We start from the raw sequence: 21,675 nt of genomic DNA, 5'->3' as shown, positions 1-21,675 counted from the left end.
GTATATGAAGGCCATGCGTGAAGTGAATTTGGCTGGCGTTGACCTGAACCTGCTGGTCGCCCTGGCCGCGCTCCTTGAGGAGCGGAACGTGACCCGCGCCGCAGGACGCGTCGGGCTCAGCCAGCCGGCGATGAGCCGCGCGCTCGGCCGGCTGCGCGCGCTGTTCGGCGACATGCTGCTGGTCCGCACCGCCGCCGGGCTGGAGCCGACGCCGCGGGCGGAAGCGCTGGCGGCCCCGCTCGCCCGCGTGCTGGCCGAGGTCGGGCGCATGGTCCAGCCGCCGGACTTCGACCCGGCCACGCAGACCGGCACCGTCCGCATCGCCACCGTCGATTACCAGAGCATCGTGCTGCTGCCCCGCCTGCTCGCCCATTTCGCCGAGGTCGCGCCGAACCTCGACGTCGAGGTCGTTCTGCATGGGCCATCGGCGGAGGAGGGGATCGCGTCCGGCGCGATCGACCTCGCCATCGGGGTCTTCGACGTCGCGGAGGCCGGCTATTACCAGCAGACGCTCTACCGGGAGGATTTCGCCTGCGTGGTGCGCGCCGGTCACCCGGTGCTGGAGGATGGCCCGATCACGCCGGAGCGGTTCGCCGGGCTGCGCCACGCCTTCCTGACGGTGGGGCGCGACAGCAGCCGCGGCGGGTTTGTGGACGCCGCGCTGGACCGGCTGGGGCTGGCCCGCCGCATCGTGCTGCGCACCCCGCATTTCCTGGCCGCGCCGCTGATCGTGGCGGAGAGCGACCTCGTCCTGACCCTGCCGCGCCGGCTGGCCGAGCATCTGCGGGCGCTGGTCCCACTGGCGGTCTTCGACCCGCCGGTGCCGATGCCCGGCTTCGCCATCACCCAACTGTGGCACGAACGGCGGCACGGCGACCCGGCCCACGCGTGGTTGCGCGCCGCCGTCCTGACCTGTGCGGCGCCATCAAGGCTCACCACATAAGGGGCATCAGACGAGAGGCCCGGACCCATGGACGATACTGCCGATTCCCCTTTCCGCACCGAGCCCCACACCGACTCCGGGTCCGAGCCCGGCGCCAAGGCCGCCGAGAGGGACCGGCGCGTCGCCGACGCCGCGATGCGGCTGGCCGCGGAGCAGGGCTGGTCGCGCACCGGCCTCCTGGACATCGCGCGGGCCGCCGGCTTGTCCGCCGCCGCCTTCTACCACCGCTACCCGGACCGCGCCGACGTGCTGGCCGCGGTGTCCCGCACCGCCGACATGGCCGTGCTCGCCGACGACCAGCCCCTAGACCCGGAGGAAAGCGCCCGCGACCGGCTGTTCGACGTCATGATGCGTCGTTATGACGCGCTGCAACCTTACCGCGAGGGGCTGCGTGTGGTGATGCGCGACCTGAGGGGGGAGCCGCTGACCGCGCTGGCCTTCTCGCGCCAGTTCGGCCGCTCCATGGCCTGGATGCTGCGCGCCGCGGGGGTGGAGGCCGACCGGCTGGGCGGTGCCGTGCTGACCGCCGGGCTCGGGGCCGTGCAGGCGCGCGTGATGCGCGTGTTCCTGGACGACGACACCACCGACCTGTCCCGCACCATGGCCGCGCTGGACGCGGAGCTGCGCCGGGCGGAGCGTTGGGCCGGCACGCTGCGCCGCCGCCCGCGGCGCTCCCGCACCCCGGAACCCCCGCAGGATCCCGCCGCGATCGATCCCGCAATTTGAAAGGACGCCTGGCCGGCAGGAACCGGATCCCGCGTCCATCGGTTGAACGTCCGTCGGCCCGGTCTAGTGCCCCGGTATGGCGCGTGGTGCGACGCACAAACGCGTTGACTATCTTTTTGGCACTCTGCATAGTCCCGCTCCAGGTATGTTGCGCCGCAGCATGCCGGCAAAACCTTTCGTCGGGGGTGATGAACATGGCCAAGCAGTCGTCCGGTAACCCGTTCCTCGAATTCGACGTTTCCAAGGTCCTGGGCGATTTCAAGGTCCCCGGCCTCGACGTGGACGCCATCCTGGCGAGCCAGCGCAAGAACATCGAAGCCGTCACCGCCGCCAACCAGCTGGCGATCGAAGGCCTGCAGGCCGTTCTGCGCCGCCAGGCCGAGATCGTCCGCGCCTCCGTGGAAGAGGCCGGCTCCTACGTGAACCAGGTCGCCGCCGCCGGCACGCCGGAGGAGAAGGCCGCCAAGCAGGCCGAGCTGGTGAAGGTCGCCTTCGAGAAGGCGCTGTCCAACATCAAGGAACTGGCCGAGCTGGTCGCCAAGTCCAACACCGAGGCCGCCGACGTGCTGTCCAAGCGCGTGTCGGAGAGCCTGGACGAGGTCAAGGCCGCCATCGCCAAGACCGGCAAGTAAAAGACCGGCAAGTAAGCATCCTCCGCGGATGTTTCCGGAAAGGGTCGCCCTGCCTGGGGCGGCCCTTTCGCGTTTCTGGGTCCGATGCTAGCCTCGCCCCGACCATTCCAAACGGGCAGGGAGGCACCGTGACCATCAGCTACGACGACTTTCTCAAGGTGGACATCCGCGTCGGCACCATCGTCGCGGCCGAACCCTTTCCGGAAGCGCGCAAGCCAGCCTACAAGCTGACCGTCGACTTCGGTCCGGAGATCGGCACGAAGCGCAGCTCCGCCCAGATCACCAAACACTACACGCTTGACGAACTGGTCGGCCGGCAGGTGCTGGCGGTCGTGAACTTCCCGCCCAAGCGCATCGGCCCCTTCACCAGCGAGGTCCTGTGCCTCGGCCTGCCCGACGCCGAGGACGCCGTCGTCCTGATCGCCCCAACCCAACCCGTCCCCAATGGCGGCCGGCTGTACTGAGTGGTGGATTGGGGAGTGATTGCACCGGGCCCCCACCCAACCCTCCCCCACCTTCGGCGGAGGAGGGCTTTACGGCACGTGCGGCGGAGTTTCCTCCCCCGCGAAGTGGGGGAGGGTTAGGGTGGGGCCCAGTGCTGGGGCTTTACCCTTCACACCGGCAGGCGGATCAGCACGCGCAGGCCGCCGTGGGGGCTGTCGCTCAGCGTGACGTCGCCGCCGTGGCTGCGCACCACGTCGCGGGCGATGGTCAGGCCAAGGCCGGCGCCGCCCGTCGCCTGGTTGCGGGAGCTGTCCAGGCGGAAGAAGGGCTTGAACACGTCCTCGCGCGATCCCTTCGGGATGCCCGGCCCGTCGTCGTCCACCAAGATCTCGATGCTGCCGCCGCGCCGCTCCGCCTGCACCCAGATGCGCGCGCCGTGGCGGCGGGCGTTGGACAGCAGGTTGGCCAGGCAGCGCCGCATGGCGTTGGGGCGCAGCGGCAGGGTCATGTCGGCCGCCGCCTCCAGCAGCACCTCCGCCCCTTCGCGGCGGGCACCGGCGACGGTCTCGTTCAGGATGCGGGTCAGGTCGGTGGGGGTCACCGCCTCCGTCCCCTCGCCGCGGGCGAAGGCCAGATAGCCCTCGATCATCGTTTCCATTTCGGCGACGTCGGTCATCAGCTCCTCGACCTCCGGCCCGTCGCCCAGCATGTCCAGCGCCAGCTTCATGCGCGTCAGCGGAGTGCGCAGGTCGTGGCTGACGCCGGCCAGCATCTCCGTCCGCTGGGTGATCTGGCGGTGGATGCGCTCGCGCATCTTCAGGAAGGCGGCGGCGGCCTGCCGCACCTCGGTGGCGCCCTCCGGCTTGAAGTTCGCCACGTCGCGGCCCTTGCCCAGCGCGTCCGCGGCGGCGGCCAGCCGCTTGATCGGCCGGATCTGGTTGCGCATGAAGATGATCGCCACCGTGAACAGCACCAGCGCCGAGCCGACCATCCACAGGATGAAGATGTAGCTGGTCGGGCTGAACAGCCGCCGCTCCGGCGACATCACCGACAGCACGCCGTCGGGCATCTGCACGCGGATCTCGTACCATTCGTGGGCGACGCGGGTGTTGATGGCGAAGGGGCGGTGCACCCGCTCGTCCAGCGCCTTGCCCAGCGTGCGCTCCAGAAGGCCGCGCAGCTGCGGCGGCTGTTCGGGCAGGGTGGTGCCGGGCTCCAGCGTCACGATCAGGTCGGTGCTGCGCGCCGTGTTGGCCAGCATCCAGTTCCGCCCCTCCGGGGTCGGGTCGTGCTCCAGCACGGAGATGACCATGGCGATGTCGCCGGCCACGGCGAAGGCCAGCCGGTTCGTCATGGTGTCCCAGTGCCGGTCGTAGAAAATCCAGGTCGCCACCGCCTGGGCCAGGATGACCGGCGTGACGATGATCACCAGCGATCGCCCGAACAGCGTGCGCGGCAGGAATCGCTTCAGGAACCCCGTCCGCTCCCGTTTCGGCAGGGGGGCCGGTCCGGCGGCGGTATCGGCGGTCATGGCATGGTCCTCTTACGGGTACGATCTTTAAGGATCTGGCCGCAACACGTACCCCTCGCCGCGCACGGTGTGCAGGTAGCGTGGCTCGCGCGGGTCGGCCTCGATCTTGCGGCGCAGCCGGGTCACCTGCACGTCGATGGTGCGGGCGTTGCCGGCGACCTTGCTGCGCTCGGTCAGCTCCTCGCGCGAGAAGGTGGTGCCGGGCGCGGCGGCGAGGATGCGCAGCAGGCTGGCCTCCGCCGTGGTCAGGCGGATCACCTCCTCGCCGGCGCGCAACTCGTCGCGGTCCGGGAAATAGATCATGGGGCCGAGCCGCACCGGCTGCGGCGGTGCCGGCTCCGGCGGGCGGCTGGCCTGCCGGCGCAGGATGGAGTTGATGCGCAGCAGCAGTTCCCGAGGGTTGAAGGGCTTGGCGAGGTAGTCGTCGGCCCCGGCCTCCAGCCCGGCGATGCGGTCGTCCGGCTCGCCGCGCGCGGTCAGCAGCAGGATCGGCATGTCGCGGTCTTTGCGCAGCGCCTCGGTCAGCTCCAGCCCGGTTTCCCCGGGCATCATGATGTCGAGCACCAGCAGGTCGAAAGACAGCCCGCCCAGCTTGGCCCGCGCGTCGGCGGCGTCCTTCGCGGTGCTCACCAGGAAGCCGTTGCCGGCCAGGTATTTGCGCAGCAGCTCGCGCAGGCGGGTGTCGTCGTCGACAACCAGGATGTGGGGCTGGTCTTCGGTCATGGCGCGACTATAGCGCGCCCGCGCGCGCCGCACCATCCGCCGGTATCCACCTCATCCGCGCGGCGCGGGCGGCTGTCCCGGCGGCTGTCCCGGCGGCGGCGGGGGAGGGGATGCGGGCGGCGGCGGGTGGTGGGGGCGTGCGACCAGACCCTTCGGCGACGCCTCGCAAGTGGCGGGCACCCGCCTTTGCGGAGTCGTGTGCTGGACGGTGTCCCCGGCCTTCCGGCCGCGGCAGTCCTCGTACGCCTGCGGCGGGGGCGGATGGCCCCCGGGCGGATGTGGCTGCGGGGGAGGCGGCGTCTGGGCCAGGAGCGGCGCGGCGCTTAACGCCCACAGAACCACCGAAAGCCACACCAGCCCGCGTCCGCCCATCACCACAGCCTCCGTCAACGCGCCGCCCTACGCGGCAAATCATGGTGTCAGGGTAGCGAAAGGGGTGAACAAGGACAACCGGCAACACCCGCTGGCCGCGATGGCATCACGCCGCGGCCTCTGCGGCGGTCATCTCGGCCAGGGTGGCGAGAATCCGCGCGGGCTGGGCCGGCTTCGTCAACACCGTGCACCGGGCGGCCTTGGCGGCTCGGGCAAGCTCGGCCGACAATTCTCCGGTCAGCAGGACGGCGGGAATCCCGATGCCCAGCGCGGCACGCAACCGTTCGATTCCGCTCAGCCCGTCCGTGCCGCCGGGCAGGCGATAGTCGCTGAGGATCGCCGACGGCGACGTGAGGGTCGCCCGCGTCATGGCCAGCGCGGTGTCGAAGCTGTCCGCGGCCACCACCACGGCCCCGGCCTGTTCCAGAAGCAGGGTCAGGGAACTGCGTTGCAAGGGGTCGTCCTCGACGATCAGGATCATCCGCCCGCCGAGCCGCCCGGCGGACGTCGCCGCCCGGGCCGCAGGCGCTTGTCCCACGGGAAGAACGAAAACCGGCGATTCCGGCGCCGCCACATCCGTAGCCGTGGCCTCGGCGCGTGGCAGCGTGACCGCGAACACGGACCCGCGGCCGTGGCGCGACCGCACGTCCAAGGGGTGGTTCAACAGGCGCGCCGTACGGTCCACGATCGACAGGCCCAGCCCCGCGCCGCGCGATCCGTCCCGGGCCGGGTTGCCGATCTGGTAGAACTCCTCCCAGATGGTCCCCAGTTCGGCCTCGGGGATGCCCTGGCCGCTGTCCCAGACCTCCACCCGCACGCGGTCGTCCCGGCGGCGCACGCCGACGACGATGCCGCCGCTGGTGGTGTATTTCACCGCGTTGGACAGCAGGTTCCGCAGGATCGGCTGCAACCGGGCGGGGTCGCTGCGCACCCAGGCGGCGGTCGGCACGACCCGCAGCCGCAGGCCCTTGCCCTCCGCCTCCGCCGCCAGTTCGGCGGTCAGCTGTTCCAGCAGCGGCCCGACGGGGAAGTCGGCCATCTCCACCGGGACCACCCCGGCCTCCAGCCGCGACAGCGTCAGCAGGTCGTCGAGCAGCCTCTGCCCAGCCTGGAGCGAGGCGGACGCCATGCCGCCCAGCCGGTGCAGGTCGGGGTTGGGCGAGTCCTTCAGCAGCAGGTCGTGAAAGGCCGCCAGCCCCTGGAGCGGCTGCCGCAGGTCGTGGCTGACGGTGGCCAATACCTTCATCTTGGCGAGGTTGGCGGTCTCGGCCGCGCGCAGCGCCCCCTCCAGCTCCGCCGTGCGGCGGCGCACGCGCTCGTCCAGGCCCAGGTTGGCGCGGACCAGTTCGGCCCGCACCGCCTCCTCGCGCCGGATGCCGGACAGGGCGTAGAGGAACAGAAGGCCCACGCCGGCCAGGACGCCGCCGGTGATCGCCCCGGCCCAGGCGGCGCGTTCCCGCCAGCCGGCCAGGATTTCGTGCAGCGGCCGGCTCGCCACCACGACCACGGGGTATGGGTCGAGCTGGCGGGCGGCCGTCAGGTGGGTTCCGTCGGGCATGGCCGGCATGTCCGGAGGATCCCAGGGCTGCGGCCAGGCGGCGACCGGAGGATCCACCGAACCGTCCGGCGGCCATTCGGCCAGCCGCTCCCGCGCCGCGGTGAACAGGGCGAGGCGCGCCCCGGTCCCCCAGCCGGTCTGCCCGTAGATGCGGGAGAAATAGCTGCCGCGGATCGCCAGAACGACGACGGCGCGGACCCGGCCGTCGGCATCGTGCAGCGCGCGGCTGATCGTGAAGCGGTCGCCGGCGCCGTCGGCCTCTCCCATCGTCGCCCCGACGCGCAGTCCACCGCCGCTGCCGCCGCCGCTGCCGCTGCCGCGATGCGCCAGGATGGCGCGTTGGAGGCCGTCCTGGCCGGCGTCCCGATCCACCGCGGAGGCGACCGGCCCGCGTGTGTGTGCGGACCCCGGCGGCCGCGCGCTGTCCAGGACGGTCCGCCCCTGGGCGTCCACCACCCGGACGGCGCCCAGCTGCGGCATCCGGTCGATGCGCGCGCGCAGCAGCTCCCACACCCGTTGTTCCTCGTCGGGGTCGGTCAGGTCCCACCCCGCCACGACGGCCGTGAACAGCTGAAGCAGCGTGTCGCCCGACTCGAAGACCCGGTTGGCGTGCTCGTCCAGCAGCTGCGCGGTGGCGGCGATCTCCCGTTGCGCCTGGTCCAGCGTGGCGGTGCGGTCATGCCAGACCGACAGGGCGGAACCGCCGACGCACAGCGCGGCGAAGCCCAGGAAGGCAGCCACGAGATGAGCACGCTGCACGCCTCCGCCTCCCCCGCAAGTTCATGGTGGGGGAAACTATGGGGTATCGTCCGCAAGGCACACAATTCGGCCTTAGGGCAGGTTCGGCTACCCCGTCCTGCCGTTCCGGAGATGACGGTCGACGGCTGACGGGCATGGGCTCCGGCATGGCCGTGCTAGCCGGTTGGGACAAGGGATCGGGTTGCATCCCGGCCCCGCGGACCCCACGTCTAGGGAGTCGAATTTCTGGGAATGCGGTCCGCGTGCAGACTTCTGCGTTTGGTCCCCCCTCGGGATTTGATGCCCGCGGCAGGTCTGCCGTGGGCAACTTGCGTCCAAGGAACTGCCAGATGGCTATCGGAACCGTCAAATGGTTCAACACCACCAAGGGCTACGGCTTCATCCAGCCGGAAGACGGCACGGAGGATGTGTTCCTCCACATCTCCGCCGTTGAGCGGTCAGGCATCGGCAACGTCCACGAAGGCCAGAAGCTGTCCTACGAGCTGCAGCGCGACCCGAAGAAGGGCAAGAGCGCCGCGGCGAACCTGAAAGCCGTTTGAACGAAGGCCTTTCCGAATCCGGCATTTCCTCAGCCGCTTTTTCAAAAACGCCCTTTCTCGTCGCCGCAGTCCGGCGCATGGATCCGAATAGGGCCGATCACGATCGCAGGAGGCATGCATGGCATCCGATAACCGCAACGCGGATCGGAATGAGCTCGACTCCATGACTCGCGAATTCCTCGCGAAGGGGGGCAAGATCGTTCAATGCCCGCCGGGGTCCTCCGACACCGTGGTCTACAAAAGGACCTCATTCCGCCGCCGCGGCGCGCCGTCCGCAGCTGGCAAGGACGAGGCGGCGGGCGCGGCCGCCGCTCCGAGCGGCGAAGCCTCGGCCGGCGATGCGTCGATTGGTGATGCGTCGACTGGTGACGCGTCCAACAACGCGTCCAACGGTGCAGCCCCGACCAGCGAGTAGCTCCGGGGCGCATGCCCCAAGCGGGCCGCGCCCGGTTCCTACCGCTTCACGGCGGCGAGCCGGGCCGGCACTGGCGGTGCGAACTTCGCCCGGTCCTCCTCGTCCATCATCCCCAGCATGACCTTGCGGAAGCCTTCCACCGCCTCGGCTCCCGCCATGCGATAAGCGCGGGCGATCCGCTGCCGCTGCGTTTCCGACAGCAGCCGTTCCAGTTCCACGCCCTTGTCCGTCAGTTCCAGAAGCCGCTGTCGGCGATCGCGCACGCCCGTCTGCTGCAGGATGTATTCCTGCCGGACCAGTTCCCCCAGCACGCGCGACAGGCTCTGCTTCGTGATCTTCAGGATCGCCAGAAGCTCCGACACGGTGATCTTCGGGTAGCGCCCAACGAAATAGATGACACGGTGGTGCGCCCGGCCGAAACCGATCTCCGCCAGAATCTCGTCCGGCTCCGCGGTGAATTCACGGTAGGCGTAGAACAGGAGTTCCATCCCCGTCCGCAGCTCCTCCTCGCGGAGGAACAGCTGGTTCACGCCTGCTTTTATGTCAGCCATGTTGACGTGATCGGTGCAAATCGTTACAAATGGGTCAGTCACACAGACATAAACGAACAAACGCCCTTAAACAAGGGAAACGCTCAACAATTTCCCCGCGCGAAATTTTTTCCGGACGCGGGGCCAAAGCCACGCAGGAAACACCCATGTCCATCCTTCCCTTCGACGATCGTGACGGCGTGATCTGGTACGACGGCGCGCTGGTCCCGTGGCGCGAGGCGAACCTGCACGTCCTGACGCACGGCCTGCATTACGCCAGCTGCGTCTTCGAGGGCGAGCGCGTCTACAACGGCAAGGTCTTCAAGCTGACGGAGCACAGCGAGCGTCTGGCGGCGTCGGCCCGCATTCTTGGATTCGATCTGCCCTATTCGGTGGCGGAGATCGACGCGGCGACGAACGAGACCGTGAAGGCGATGGGCTTCACCGACGCCTATGTCCGCCCGGTGGCGTGGCGCGGCAGCGAGATGATGGGCGTCGCGGCGCAGGACAGCCGCATCCACGTCGCCATCGCCGTCTGGCAGTGGCCGAGCTATTTCAGCCCGGAAGCGAAGATGGCCGGCATCAAGCTGATGTGGGCCCCCTGGCGCCGCCCCGCGCCCGACACCGCCCCGACCGCGTCGAAGGCGGCCGGCCTCTACATGATCTGCACGCTCTCCAAGCACGAGGCGGAGGCCAAGGGCTACCAGGACGCGCTGATGCTGGACTACCGCGGTTACCTGGCGGAGGCAACCGGCGCCAACCTGTTCCTGGTGATGGACGGCAAGATCCACACCCCGAAGCCCGACTGCTTCCTGGACGGCATCACCCGCCGCACGGTCATCGATCTCGCCAAGAAGCGCGGCATCGAGGTGATCGAACGCCACATCCAGCCGGACGAGCTGGCCAACACTCAGGAGGTCTTCCTGACCGGCACCGCCGCGGAAGTCACCCCCGTCGGCCAGATCGGCGAGCATACCTTCACCCCGGGCCGGGTGTGCGAGGTTCTGGTGAAGGATTACGACGCGCTGGTGCGGGGGTAACACCAAGTCCCGAAGATGATCGGTCACGATCAGCGGGATTTGCTGTAAGGGGCGCCGCGCCCTGTTCCGCGGCCCCCGCCGAAGATCGGCTGCAAAAACGCCTTCTGGCAAGGCGGCAAGGCCTTGCACGAGAATGAAAAACCCCTCTCCCTCGATGGGGGAGGGGCTCGGTTGGTCGGCGGTGCCGGCCTTCCGCCGGACGGTCGCGTCCACGTCGCGCCGCAGCGTCCCCCGCCCGCGCACCAGCCACACCATCGACAAACCGTCGGCCGCACCACGTCAAAGCATGGGCGGGTCGTTGTTCTGAACACATAAGTGCTCATTTGAATGCACGCCCAAAACTCCTTCAATGGTATGCATTATTTTCCCCGTACATTAGGTAATATGATTCATTTTATTTCAAAATAACTCACGCAAATGGAAAGGTGCATAATTTACACTTTGCGCTTCAAGCAATTATCGTCTGGAGGAAAATTGTCATGACCGATACTGTTTCGATTGGCCCGGTTGAGATTCCCATCGTTCAGGATTCCGAGGGCAGCTTTCACATCCAAGTCGCCATGCCCAACGGCGGCAAGCCGCTGACGGTGCAGCTCGACACCGGATCCAACGGTCTTGTGGTTCCCGCCTCCTTTTTCTATGTGGACGGCGTCTACGTTTACAACGAGGCGACCAATACCATCGTCGGCAACCTGTTGCCGGGCGTGACGCTCGGTGGTCCGGCGGTGGTCAAGTACCAGCCGTCGGCCGACGACATCCACGGCTTCCACTACACGGTCACCGACCTGTCCGTCGGGCTGAAGGATAACGAGGCGGTTGCCACCGCGCCCACCATCTCCATGATCGGCGCGGTCATCAAGACTCCGCACATGTGCGGCATCGGCTTCGGCCGCCCGGTTCTGGGCGACAACCCGTTCCTGGCGATCAAGGGCATGGCCACGGGGGAGTTGTACCCGTCCTATCTGCTGACCACCAAGGGAATCTGGCTCGGTTGCACGCCGGCCCAGGCGGCGACGCAGCTGGGGGCCAGCGCCTTCGGCTTCCAGAAGCTGACGTATCTGGGGAAGGGCAACGCTCCGAAGAATTCCAGCCAGTGGTCGACGCCGACGGGCCATTTCCGCGTCAGCAACATCAACCCCACCGACACGACCAAGTACGAAATCCTGGTGGACACCGGGCTTGACCTGTCGATGGTGAAGATGCCCGTTCCGGACTACGAAACCAGGATCACCGCGGGGTCGATCGTCGCCGTCGAACTGCCGGTGGAGCCTGCGACCGTGTCGGTCGTCTACAGCTACGGCATCACCGGCACGACGCGGATCGAACTGGCCGGCGTTGAGACGACCGTCTTCACCACGGAAAGCCTCGCCCAAGACGCGGTGCCGCCGCAGTATCTGCTGCCGCGCGGCGAGGGGCACTTCGTGAACACCGGCTTCCACCTGCTGAACAGCTACCAACTCTACTTCGACGCCTCCGTCGGCCAGGTCGGCTTCGCAGCCTATCCCGCCCATCCCGCCTGATGCGGAAAGGGGTTTGCCGGCGTCCGCCGGGCAAACCCCGCCGGCCGCCCTTCGCCAGCGTTCCAGCCGCGCGCGCCGACCACAGGAACCGACCATGAGCGAGACCGTCACCCCCGTTCCCCAAACCATCGCCACGACCCCGCTGCCCCAGCCACTCAACCTGTCCATCAGCCAAGTCGAGGACGCCGGCGCCACGATCGTGCCGCTCTTCATGATTCCCTACGACCCGGCCAAGCCGGACGCGCTGAAGCTGGGAATTCCCGTGATCATCACCGCCCAGGACCCGAACACCATGACCGGCGATCTGCCGGCCCCGGTGCTCTACGAGTTCGACACGGGCGGCAAGGGATTCTGGGCGAACGCGGCGGGCCTGAACGTCACCGGAAAACAGACCCACGGCGTCGTCTACAACCAGTACGCCAGTGGGATCACCTACGTCGGCACCGCCACGGACGTGTACGTGTCGCTTCCGTCCTCCTACGGCCTCGTCTCGACGCAGGCGACCGTGGGGCTCGTGGACATGCTTCTGGAACTGGAGACGGTCATTCCTCTGACCCTCGAGCTTCCGACGAGCTTCCCCATCTACAATTACTTCGTCGGAGATTTCGGCGCCTCGCTCCAGGCAACGCAGTCGAGCCCGGTCCTGAAGCACAGCGTCTTCGAAAAGAAGCTGCCGGCCGACATCGCGCAGATGCTGGGCGTGCTGTCGCAGATACCCTACAAGAACGGGGCCGGCTTCATCATCGACGTCGTCAACACCGAACCCTATGACGGGACGGACTTGCCGGCGGGCACCCGGATCGGCCGGCTGATCCTCGGCGGCATCGACTCCCTCGCCAGCTCTTTCCCCTTTGCCAGCCCGATGAAAAGCCCGGGCGACTACCAGCAGCTGTTCACGGGCGGCACGTCGGTGACGACCTACGAGGAAAGCGTCATCGCGGGAACCGCCTACGTGCAGGCTTCCGAGGCGCAGCCGGCGTCTGCGACCGACGTTCCCTTCATCCTGGATACCGGCGCCACGCTTACGACCTTTTACGGCGGGACCAACCTCGGTCCGAAGATGGCGCCGAAAAAGGGCGACACCATCGTGTTGAACGCCGAATCCGGGCAGACGCTGCTGAACTTCGTCGCCGGCGACGTTTCCTGCCGGAACCAGACGAAGTGGAGCACGGGCCACGGGGAGCAGGGCTCCATCAACACCGGCCTTGCGCCCTTCCGGAAGTACCCGGTGCTGTACAACCTGTCCAACGGCACGGTCGCCTTCCCCGCTCCGGCCACGCCGTAAGCCGCCCGCACCACCCCTTCCCGACACCGCGCCCGGAGTCGGGACGGGGTGCCGACAAGCCTACGCTCGACAGGGGAGGGGTTACGGGCCATATACTCGGTTCCCGTTCCGTACCCCCGCCCGGCGAGCGCTTCCCCCATGGCCAGTCCCGTCCTTTCCGTGATGCCGCAAAAGTCCCTTCCCAAGCTGGAGGCGGGCAAGAAGTTCGAACTGGTGTCGGAGTTCAAGCCCTCCGGCGATCAGCCCAAGGCCATCGAGGAACTCACCGGCGGCCTGCGCGCGGGGGAGAAGGACCAGGTGCTGCTGGGCGTGACGGGCTCCGGCAAGACCTTCACGATGGCGCACGTCATCCAGCGGGTCCAGCGCCCGACGCTCGTCCTCGCCCCCAACAAGACGCTGGCGGCACAGCTCTATGGCGAGATGAAGTCCTTCTTCCCGAACAACGCGGTGGAATACTTCGTCTCCTACTACGACTACTACCAGCCCGAAGCCTACGTCCCGCGCACCGACACCTACATCGAGAAGGAATCCTCGATCAACGAGCAGATCGACCGCATGCGCCACGCGGCGACCCGGTCGTTGCTGGAGCGGGACGACGTCATCATCGTGGCGTCGGTGTCCTGCATCTACGGCATCGGCTCGGTCGAGACCTATTCGGAGATGACGGTCGACCTGCGCAAGGGCGAGGTGATCGCCCAGCCCGACCTGCTGCGCAAGCTGACGGAGCTGCAATACAAGCGCAATGACGCGGCGTTCGGCCGCGGCCTGTTCCGGGTGCGCGGCGACACGGTGGAGCTGTTCCCCGCCCACATGGAGGACCGCGCCTGGCGCATCTCCCTGTTCGGCGACGAGATCGAGGGCATCCACGAGATCGACCCCCTGACCGGCGAGAAGATCGCCTCCCTCGAAGCCGTCCGCGTCTACCCCAACAGCCACTACGTGACGCCCAAGCCGACGCTCAACCAGGCGATCGAGCAGATCAAGCGCGAACTCAAGATCCGCCTGGAGGAGTTCAACGCCCAGGGCAAGCTCCTGGAAGCGCAACGCCTGGAACAGCGCACGACCTTCGACATCGAGATGATGGCGGCGACCGGCGCCTGCGCCGGCATCGAGAACTACTCCCGCTACCTGACCGGCCGCGCGCCCGGTGAACCGCCGCCGACCCTGTTCGAATACCTGCCCGGCGACGCGCTGCTGATCGTGGACGAGAGCCACGTGATGGTGCCGCAGATCGGCGGCATGTACCGCGGCGACCGCATGCGCAAGGAGACTCTGTCCGAGTACGGCTTCCGCCTGCCCAGCGCCATGGACAACCGCCCGCTGAAGTTCGAGGAGTGGGAGGGCATGCGCCCGCAGACGGTCTTCGTCTCGGCCACCCCCGCCCCGTGGGAGTTGGAGCGCACCGGCGGCGTCTTCGCCGAGCAGGTGGTCCGCCCGACCGGCCTGATCGACCCGGAAGTCATCATCCGCCCCACCGAAACGCAGGTCGACGACCTGATCCACGAGTGCAAGGAGGTCGTGGCGAAGGGCAACCGCGTCCTGGTCACCACCCTGACCAAGAAGATGGCTGAGGCGCTGACCGAATACATGCACGAGGCTGGCCTGCGCGTCCGCTACATCCACTCCGACGTGGAGACGCTGGAGCGCATCGAAATCATCCGCGACCTGCGGCTCGGCGCCTACGACGTGCTGGTCGGCATCAACCTGCTGCGCGAGGGCCTGGACATCCCCGAATGCTCCCTGGTCGCGATCCTGGATGCGGACAAGGAGGGCTACCTGCGCTCCAAGACCTCGCTGATCCAGACCATCGGCCGCGCGGCGCGCAACGTGGAGGGCCGCGCGATCCTCTACGCCGACCGGATCACCGGCAGCATGCAGTACGCCATCGACGAGACGGCGCGCCGCCGCGAGAAGCAGCAGGCCTACAACCTGGAGCACGGCATCACGCCGGAATCCGTGAAGAAGGCCATCGGCGACATCCTGGAGAGCGTCTACGAGCGCGGCGACCACGTCACCGTGAAGACCGGCCTGAACGCGACGGAACTGGTCGGCCACAACCTGAAGTCCGTGATGGCCGACATGGAAAAGCGCATGAAAGCCGCCGCCGCCGACCTGGAGTTCGAGGAGGCCGCTCGGCTCCGCGACGAACTCCGCCGCCTGGAGGCCATGGACCTGGGCCTGGAGCAGCCCGGCAGCATCGGCATCAGCACCGCCCGCCAAGCCCGCGGCATCCCCGAAGGCGCTCCAAAGAAGCAGGCCCGCCGCGCAAGGCGCTGACCCTCAACCCTTGGAATAAACGCCCCGCCGCAACCGTTGATTCCCACAAACGGCGCCCACCAGGGCGCCGGACTCAACGGCACAGACGGCCACCATGACGCCCCGTACCCTGTCGCTCCGCACGCCATCGCTCCGCAGTCTGTCGCTTCTCGCGCTGACCGGCCTGCTGCTCACCGGCTGCTACGTGGTCGACGCGCCACCCCCGGCAGTCGCCTACGGCTACGGCGGCTATGGCTATTACGAGCGCCCGCACCACCGCTACTACGGCCCGCCCGCCTACGGCTACTATGGTCGCCCCTATCACCGCCATTGGTAATCAACCCTCTCCCGCCCCAAGGCTCTCAGCGAATGCCATAGGCATTCGCCTGACGCCGTCAGCGCAAGCTTCGCTTGCGCGAGAGGCGGGGGAGGGAGGGACCCATGCCCTGCGGGTGTGGGAGGGTGGGGGCGACGACTCCCCCCACCCCAAACTCCCATCACGCCGGCAGCGGAGCCGCCTGCCGCGCCAGCAGCTTCCACGCGCCGCCGTCCTTCTTCCAGACCTGCAACACCTTGATGTGCGCGGTGCTGGTCTTGCCGTCCGGCAGGTTGTTGACGGCGTCGAAGGTGTGGCGGGCGACGGCGGTGTCGCCCACGACCTGGATCGCGTGGTCGGACAAGTCGATGGACTTGAAGGCGTTCTTGTTGTCCAGGCTGGCGACGAAGGCAGCCTTGTCCTCCAGCCGGCTGTTGGAATGGCCGTAGGTCAGCTGGTCCATGGTCATGGCCTTCAGCGCCGCCCCGTCGCCGGCGAGCATCGCCGCGCGCAGCGCCTCCACGGCCTTGGCGACCGCACCCGCCTCGTCCTGCTGCGCCAGCGCCGCCCCCAGCGGAGCCACGACCGCCGGCAGCGCCAGAGCCACCGCCGACCCGGCCAGCAGCGCGCGCCGCGCGCGGAACGCCTTGGTGGAGATACCGTTCTTGAGCATGATTTCCTCACGATTATCAGCGTTGACCCCGCCGAACCCGCCCACCGGCGCCTCCGTCGAGGTCCCATATTGGTATACTAGTATTCTACATAGCGCCACCTGCGACCACCTGTCGCGCAGGCCTCCAACCCAAAAATGTCACTCAGTCCCGGCCGCGCGCTTAGGCCCGGTTTCCAGAATTCTCCGAGGTCAGCTGCGAGCGTGATCAAGTAACCGCATGCCGGTTCCCGTGCCTTTGGCATGGGAGCGGACATGCGCGCGCAGGCGGTAGAGCTGGTGGCTGGCATCATCGACCGGATCGAGCCCCGGCACCCCGGTCCGGGACGCCCACCGGTGCCGCCGGCGGAGGTGATCCGGACGCTCGGCTTCTTTGTGCGCGAGGGTGTCCAATGGCGGGAGTTGAAGGCTGCGGACGGACGCGCCTCGGGCTCCACCCTGCGCCGCCGCCTGGACGAGTGGCACACCACGGCGTTGCTGCGCCGTGTCCATGCCGTCCTCATCCGCATGGCGCGCTCCGGCCCCGACGCCGCCGCATGGGACGTCGTGGTGGACAGCTGCTCGGTGCGGGCCAAGCGGGGCGGCGAGTTGACCGGGGCGAACCCGACCGACCGCGGTAAGCCCGGGACCAAGTACCACGTGGTCGTCTCGACCGATGGCCTGCCGCTGGCGGTCGTCCCTTCGCCCGCCAATGTGCATGACACCAAGCTCTTTCCGGATCTGCTGCGCCTGGCCCAGGTTGTCTGCGCCGCCATCAGCAGGCTCTACGCGGACGCGGGTTACGACAGCGCCGATAACCGCTGGCTCTGCTTGCGCGACGGCATCCAGCCGCACATCCGCAAGATCGGCGAGCCCCACGGCTCGGGGCTCGGCAAAGTCCGCTGCGTCGTCGAGCACGGCTGCGCTTGGCTGCTCGCAAACAAACGCCTAGATCGACGGCAGGACAGGTTGGGGCGGATCATACTCGCGCTGCTCACCGCCGCGGCGATCTTCATCATCGCCAACCGCCTCAGCGCATTCTGAAAACCGTCCCTTAAACCCTCTCCCCTCTGGGGAGAGGGGAGGGTGAGGGGGGCCTGCTTCTGCCGAACGCCGGTTCCGCGCAACCCCCTCCCAAATTCCCCGCTCAGTGCGTCCCGCCGCCCCCAGCTGCCCCGCGGCCCGCACCGCCCATCCCGCTTCGCCCCGCCTTGCTGCCCGGCGACGCGCTGATGCCGGAGCCGCTGCTGCCGCGAGACGCGACCGGCGGCTGCGTCGCCATGTTGGTCCGCCCCAAAGCCCCATGGCAGGCCGAGCCCTCGGCCGCCGCGCACCCGCCATCCTGTTGAAGGGGCGCCTTGGGCTCCGCGGTCGTCCCGCAGGCGGACAAGGCTAGGGAAGCAAAAACAAAAAATCCAGCGGCCAGAAAGCGCCTCATCTCCTGTCTCCAATCGAGTGTGTCTCGGAAATCCGATGCAAAACCCACCCTGGAGACGAACAGAAACCGGATCAAGCCACCTAAAAATCACCAAAGACAACGGATCGGGCGAGATGAGATGCCAAATCAGGCAATGAAGCACCCGGATAAATCTTCAAACTTGACGACGATACTGATCAAACAGTTTGAGACGACGCTGTCGCCCCGGCGGGTAAGCCACGGCCCATCAATCCCCGGCCAAGGCCCGCAGATCGCTCTAGCCGTCCTCGTCGATGCCGTCGAAGATCACGTGCGCACGGCCGGCGCTGGCGCGTTTCCTGAGCCGCGCCGGCGCACGCAATGGCAGGCGTGTCTGTTCGCTCGAGCCTGCTAACCCTTCAAGTAGCCGACGTAATAGACACCGATGATGTTGTTTTGTGCGTCGCGGATCGGTTCATACCCTGTGGTGTAGGGCTTGCCCAATATATCGACGTCTCCGAAGAAGCTCTCGCCCTTGGCAACTGCGGCTATTGCTTTACCCTTGGGGTCCAGCAGCGTGCCGATAGCGCGGGAACCATCGTCCTTTTTCACATTCGTTGCTACGCGGACGAAGTCATCGCCACTTTTTACGAAGATAGTGGCGGTGCCTCCTTTTTCCTTCTGGACCTCGTCAACGAGCGAGAAGTTGTTGTTCATTTTGGCGTTGCCGAAGTACAGAGCTGGCACCGTCTTTCCCGCAACAGCTTCCTCTCCTTTGATGCTCGGCGCGCCCAATGCTGCGGCCTTGGACTTGAGAAGCTGCATTGCCGACTGCACATCTTCAGCGGGTCCAGCGAGCACACGTGGATGGGGCAAAACAGTGAGATCGGCGGTGAAAACCAGCAGGAACAGAGCGAGTGTGGTTGTTCTCATTTCCGCCTCCTAGCCTTGCTGCATCTCGATGCCATAGGTGTCGTGGAAAAAGGTCCTATGGTCATACGGTTCAAGGGGAAGCGAAAATTGGGCGACTCTTGCGTCGCATGTGTCAAGTCATTGCTATGACATAGCTTTAAATATCCTGAACTCTCCACAAAGAGGGCGTGATCATTGCCCGCCGCTCCTCCAATTCTGCAAAGATGAATGCTTGATCGCCTGCACATGCGCCTGAGCAGCTATAAGGCAGTCGCTTCTCACTTTGACCGAGTAACGGGGCGAAGGTATCATGGTACCGCCAATCAAGGCGGCGATACGACGATCTGGACCCGGACATCGTGGAACCGGGCTTTGGGAGTGTCGACGTCGCAGACCCGCAATGGTGAAACACCACGCGTGCCGACGTTTCATCCAAAAGGGCGTCCAGGGGTCTTTCGACCCCTGGGAGGTCAGTGCGAAGGGATGGCTTCCCCTCGCCCGTTTTACGCGTTGACCAGGGCCTTGGCCGCCGCGGCGCCGGGCTGCTGCCGGGCCTGGGCCATGACGGCCTTCTGAACCTTTTCGAAGGCGCGCACCTCCAACTGGCGGACGCGCTCGCGCGAGACGTGGAAGTGCTGGCTCAGCTCCTCCAGGGTCAGCGGTTCCTCGCGCAGGCGGCGGGCGACCAGGATCTGCCGCTCGCGGTCGTCGAGCACGCCGAGGCCCAGCTTCAGGAACTGCTGGCGCCGCTGGCGCTCCTCCGCACCGGCTAGCATGGTCTCCTGGTCCGGCCGGTCGTCGGCCAGCAGGTCCTGCCATTCGCTGTCGCCGTCCTCCGCCAGGGTGGCGTTCAGCGAGCGGTCCATGCCCAGGCGGCGGTTCATCTCCACCACCTCGGCGGCCGGCACGTTCAGCTCCGTCGCGATGCTTTCCACCGCCTCCGGCGTCAGGTCGCCGGAGCCGGCGCTGTCCAGGTCGTTCATGCGCGCCTTCAGCCGGCGCAGGCTGAAGAACAGCTTCTTCTGCGCCGCGGTGGTGCCGATCTTCACCAGCGACCAGTTGTGCAGCACATACTCCTGGATCGCCGCGCGGACCCACCAGCTGGCGTAGGTCGCGAAGCGGAAGCCCTTGTCGGGGTCGAACTTCTGCGCCGCCTGCATGACGCCGACGTTGCCCTCGGCGATCAGGTCCGACAAGGGCAGGCCATAACCCTGGTAGCCCCGCGCCATCTTGAAGACAAGACGCAGGTGGCTGCCGATCAGCTTGTCCAGGGCCGCCCGGTCCTGCCGATCCCGCCAGCGCAGGGCGAGGTCACGTTCCTGGTCGGGCGTAAGGTACTCGTACTTCCGGGTCTCTTTCAAAAACTGCGTGAGGGGTTCGCCAGAAACAACCTGTTCCGTCAAAGACCATCTCCTGTTCCGGCATCCTCAGAACGCCCTGCAAACGCCGCCGCGCTCCAGACTGGTCAGCCGCATGTGGACCAGGGGGGACGGAGCGGGGTCGGTTTTTGGCCCAGGGCCGGCCAGACATAAGGGTGGATGTCGGGAAGAGCTTATAAATAGGCGGGTGGGGATGCGGTTCAAGGGCGGGGCTCGTTAAAAAAGGCACGGAACCGAACGGCGCCGGCTGCGTTGGGGGGTGAGGCTTGGAGGTTGGGGCCGAACGCCAGCCTCGGCATCCTCTTGCCCCATCATCTTGCGCGAAGGGACCGCGGCCATGGACCTCGATCCGCTGATCCTCTCCCGGATCCAGTTCGCGTTCGTCATCTCCTTCCACATCCTCTTCCCCTCCTTCACGGTCGGGCTGGCCTGCTGGATCGCGGTGCTGGAGGCGCGGTGGCTGATGACCGGCCGGGCGCTCTACCGCAGCCTGGCGGAGTTCTGGACCAAGATCTTCGCCATCTCCTTCGGCATGGGCGTGGTCTCCGGCATCGTGATGACCTACCAGTTCGGCACCAACTGGGCGCGCTGGTCGGACGTGGTGGGCAACGTGCTGGGCCCGCTGATCCAGTACGAGGTCGTCACCGCCTTCTTCCTGGAAGCCGCCTTCCTAGGCATCCTGCTGTTCGGCCGCGACCGCGTGCCCCGCGGCATCCACTTCATGGCGGCGGTGCTGGTGGCCTTGGGCACGGTCATGTCCTCCTTCTGGATCCTTTCGGCCAACAGCTGGATGCACACCCCGGCCGGGGCGGAGCTGCGGGACGGGAGGTTCTACGTCACCGACTGGTGGCAGGTGGTCTTCAATCCCTCCTTCCCCTACCGGCTGACCCACATGCTGACGGCCATGTTCCTGACCACCAGCTTCGTGGTCGCCGGCATCAGCGCCTTCTACCTGATCCGCAACCGCTTCCTGGACCACGCGCGGGTTGGGCTCAGCATGGCGCTCGGCCTCATCACGATCCTGGCGCCCCTGCAGATCTTCCTCGGCGATGAGCACGGCCTCAACACGCTGGAGCACCAGCCGGCCAAGATCGCCGCCATGGAAGGCAACTGGGAAGGCGGGACCCGCGCCCCGCTGATCCTCTTCGCCATCCCCGACGTGAAGCAGGAGACCAACCACCTGGAGGTCGGCATCCCCGCGCTCTCCAGCCTGATCCTGACCCACGATTTCAACGGCGCCGTGCCGGGGCTGAAGCAGTTCCCCGCCGACCAGAGGCCGGACCCGCGCATCATCTTCTGGACCTTCCGCCTGATGGTGGGAATCGGCATGCTGATGCTGGCGGTGGCACTCGTCCATCTGGTGCTGCGGGTCATGGGGCGGCTCTACAGCCCGAACTGGTTCCACCGGGTGCTGGTGGCCTGCATGCCCATCGGCTTCGTGGCGATCCTGGCCGGCTGGTTCACGACGGAGATCGGGCGGCAGCCCTGGGTGGTCTACGGCCACCTGCGGACATCCGACGCCGTGACCCCGGCGCTGACCGGCGGTGCGGTGCTGTTCTCGCTGATCGCCTTCATGGTGGTCTACGCGATGATCTACGGCTTCGGCACCTACTACCTGATCCGCATCCTGAAGATGGGACCCGCCGCGCTGCGCGACGACGACTACGCGCCCCAGGCCTTGCAGGAAGCCCAGCGCCCGAAGCGGCCGCTGTCGCTGCCCGGCGAATCGATCGAGCCAGCCGAATAACGA

At 67.3% G+C, this 21,675-nt stretch carries 21 protein-coding genes; 14 read left to right on the top strand and 7 right to left on the bottom strand.

Annotation, left to right across the window (positions count from 1 at the left end; translation table 11 throughout):
- Nucleotides 1-13 precede the first annotated feature (13 nt).
- The 4 genes from M2351_RS41595 (at nucleotide 14) to M2351_RS41580 (ending at nucleotide 2,765) form a co-directional block, all read left to right on the top strand.
- The gene (locus M2351_RS41595; protein WP_264661815.1) at nucleotides 14-943 is read left to right on the top strand and encodes a LysR family transcriptional regulator; all 930 of its coding nucleotides are present in this window, start codon (nucleotides 14-16) and stop codon (nucleotides 941-943) included.
- 27 nt (nucleotides 944-970) lie between these two features.
- Complete coding sequence (locus tag M2351_RS41590; RefSeq protein ID WP_264661814.1) at nucleotides 971-1,669, top strand: TetR/AcrR family transcriptional regulator; 699 nt, start codon at nucleotides 971-973, stop codon at nucleotides 1,667-1,669.
- Between the two features lie 194 nt (nucleotides 1,670-1,863).
- Entirely contained in the window at nucleotides 1,864-2,301 is a 438-nt protein-coding gene (locus M2351_RS41585; RefSeq protein ID WP_264661813.1) for a phasin family protein, read from the top strand.
- Between the two features lie 128 nt (nucleotides 2,302-2,429).
- A complete protein-coding gene (locus M2351_RS41580; RefSeq protein WP_264661812.1) occupies nucleotides 2,430-2,765 on the top strand; it encodes a tRNA-binding protein in 336 nt (111 codons plus the stop codon).
- Nucleotides 2,766-2,914: 149 nt separating this feature from the next.
- Here M2351_RS41580 and M2351_RS41575 read toward each other — a convergent pair whose 3' ends face one another.
- From M2351_RS41575 to M2351_RS41565, 3 genes are all read right to left on the bottom strand, one after another.
- Nucleotides 2,915-4,276 (bottom strand): ATP-binding protein, encoded by a 1,362-nt coding sequence (locus M2351_RS41575; RefSeq protein ID WP_264661811.1) that lies wholly within the window; start codon nucleotides 4,274-4,276, stop codon nucleotides 2,915-2,917.
- A gap of 27 nt (nucleotides 4,277-4,303) precedes the next feature.
- On the bottom strand, nucleotides 4,304-4,999 hold the full coding sequence (locus M2351_RS41570) for a response regulator (RefSeq protein ID WP_264661810.1): 696 nt from the start codon (nucleotides 4,997-4,999) through the stop codon (nucleotides 4,304-4,306).
- A gap of 478 nt (nucleotides 5,000-5,477) precedes the next feature.
- The gene (locus M2351_RS41565; protein WP_264661809.1) at nucleotides 5,478-7,688 is read right to left on the bottom strand and encodes an ATP-binding protein; all 2,211 of its coding nucleotides are present in this window, start codon (nucleotides 7,686-7,688) and stop codon (nucleotides 5,478-5,480) included.
- Nucleotides 7,689-8,017: 329 nt separating this feature from the next.
- On the opposite strand from M2351_RS41565, the gene M2351_RS41560 reads away from it, so the two are divergent.
- Nucleotides 8,018-8,227: a cold-shock protein gene (locus M2351_RS41560; protein WP_209768718.1), complete on the top strand. Its 210-nt coding sequence runs from the start codon at nucleotides 8,018-8,020 to the stop codon at nucleotides 8,225-8,227.
- Between the two features lie 118 nt (nucleotides 8,228-8,345).
- The gene (locus M2351_RS41555; protein ID WP_264661808.1) at nucleotides 8,346-8,642 is read left to right on the top strand and encodes a hypothetical protein; all 297 of its coding nucleotides are present in this window, start codon (nucleotides 8,346-8,348) and stop codon (nucleotides 8,640-8,642) included.
- Between the two features lie 38 nt (nucleotides 8,643-8,680).
- On the opposite strand, the gene M2351_RS41550 is transcribed toward M2351_RS41555, so the two are convergent.
- Complete coding sequence (locus tag M2351_RS41550) at nucleotides 8,681-9,193, bottom strand: MarR family winged helix-turn-helix transcriptional regulator (RefSeq protein WP_209768714.1); 513 nt, start codon at nucleotides 9,191-9,193, stop codon at nucleotides 8,681-8,683.
- Nucleotides 9,194-9,339: 146 nt separating this feature from the next.
- Here M2351_RS41550 and M2351_RS41545 point away from each other — a divergent pair, with 146 nt between their 5' ends.
- The 5 genes from M2351_RS41545 (at nucleotide 9,340) to M2351_RS41525 (ending at nucleotide 15,610) form a co-directional block, all read left to right on the top strand.
- On the top strand, nucleotides 9,340-10,212 hold the full coding sequence (locus M2351_RS41545) for a branched-chain amino acid aminotransferase (protein WP_264661807.1): 873 nt from the start codon (nucleotides 9,340-9,342) through the stop codon (nucleotides 10,210-10,212).
- A 479-nt stretch (nucleotides 10,213-10,691) separates the two neighbouring features.
- Complete coding sequence (locus tag M2351_RS41540; protein WP_264661806.1) at nucleotides 10,692-11,732, top strand: hypothetical protein; 1,041 nt, start codon at nucleotides 10,692-10,694, stop codon at nucleotides 11,730-11,732.
- A 94-nt stretch (nucleotides 11,733-11,826) separates the two neighbouring features.
- Nucleotides 11,827-13,017: a hypothetical protein gene (locus tag M2351_RS41535; protein WP_264661805.1), complete on the top strand. Its 1,191-nt coding sequence runs from the start codon at nucleotides 11,827-11,829 to the stop codon at nucleotides 13,015-13,017.
- 138 nt (nucleotides 13,018-13,155) lie between these two features.
- Nucleotides 13,156-15,294 carry an excinuclease ABC subunit UvrB gene (gene uvrB, locus M2351_RS41530; protein ID WP_264661804.1) on the top strand — a complete coding sequence of 713 codons (2,139 nt, stop codon included), beginning with the start codon at nucleotides 13,156-13,158 and terminating at the stop codon, nucleotides 15,292-15,294.
- A 94-nt stretch (nucleotides 15,295-15,388) separates the two neighbouring features.
- Nucleotides 15,389-15,610 carry a hypothetical protein gene (locus tag M2351_RS41525; RefSeq protein ID WP_264661803.1) on the top strand — a complete coding sequence of 74 codons (222 nt, stop codon included), beginning with the start codon at nucleotides 15,389-15,391 and terminating at the stop codon, nucleotides 15,608-15,610.
- Nucleotides 15,611-15,770: 160 nt separating this feature from the next.
- On the opposite strand, the gene M2351_RS41520 is transcribed toward M2351_RS41525, so the two are convergent.
- A complete protein-coding gene (locus M2351_RS41520) occupies nucleotides 15,771-16,262 on the bottom strand; it encodes a nuclear transport factor 2 family protein (protein WP_264661802.1) in 492 nt (163 codons plus the stop codon).
- 252 nt (nucleotides 16,263-16,514) lie between these two features.
- Here M2351_RS41520 and M2351_RS41515 point away from each other — a divergent pair, with 252 nt between their 5' ends.
- Both M2351_RS41515 and M2351_RS41510 read left to right on the top strand, forming a co-directional pair.
- A complete protein-coding gene (locus M2351_RS41515; protein WP_264659284.1) occupies nucleotides 16,515-17,282 on the top strand; it encodes an IS5 family transposase in 768 nt (255 codons plus the stop codon).
- Nucleotides 17,283-17,596: 314 nt separating this feature from the next.
- Nucleotides 17,597-18,049 carry a hypothetical protein gene (locus tag M2351_RS41510; protein WP_264661801.1) on the top strand — a complete coding sequence of 151 codons (453 nt, stop codon included), beginning with the start codon at nucleotides 17,597-17,599 and terminating at the stop codon, nucleotides 18,047-18,049.
- Here the strand turns inward: M2351_RS41510 and M2351_RS41505 are convergent.
- Together M2351_RS41505 and rpoH are read right to left on the bottom strand one after the other, a co-directional pair.
- The gene (locus tag M2351_RS41505; protein WP_264661800.1) at nucleotides 18,046-18,567 is read right to left on the bottom strand and encodes a Cache 3/Cache 2 fusion domain-containing protein; all 522 of its coding nucleotides are present in this window, start codon (nucleotides 18,565-18,567) and stop codon (nucleotides 18,046-18,048) included. The two genes, M2351_RS41510 and M2351_RS41505, sit on opposite strands and share 4 nt — an antisense overlap.
- Nucleotides 18,568-19,049: 482 nt before the next feature.
- Nucleotides 19,050-19,949, bottom strand: a complete 900-nt coding sequence (gene rpoH / locus M2351_RS41500) for an RNA polymerase sigma factor RpoH (RefSeq protein WP_264661799.1) — start codon at nucleotides 19,947-19,949, stop codon at nucleotides 19,050-19,052.
- A gap of 313 nt (nucleotides 19,950-20,262) precedes the next feature.
- Here rpoH and M2351_RS41495 point away from each other — a divergent pair, with 313 nt between their 5' ends.
- Nucleotides 20,263-21,672, top strand: coding sequence for a cytochrome ubiquinol oxidase subunit I (locus tag M2351_RS41495; RefSeq protein ID WP_264661798.1), 1,410 nt, complete (start codon nucleotides 20,263-20,265; stop codon nucleotides 21,670-21,672).
- Nucleotides 21,673-21,675: the final 3 nt, after the last annotated feature.

Source organism: Azospirillum canadense, from assembly GCF_025961225.1.
GTDB lineage: Bacteria > Pseudomonadota > Alphaproteobacteria > Azospirillales > Azospirillaceae > Azospirillum > Azospirillum canadense.
This window is presented reverse-complemented; position numbering and strand designations above follow the sequence as displayed.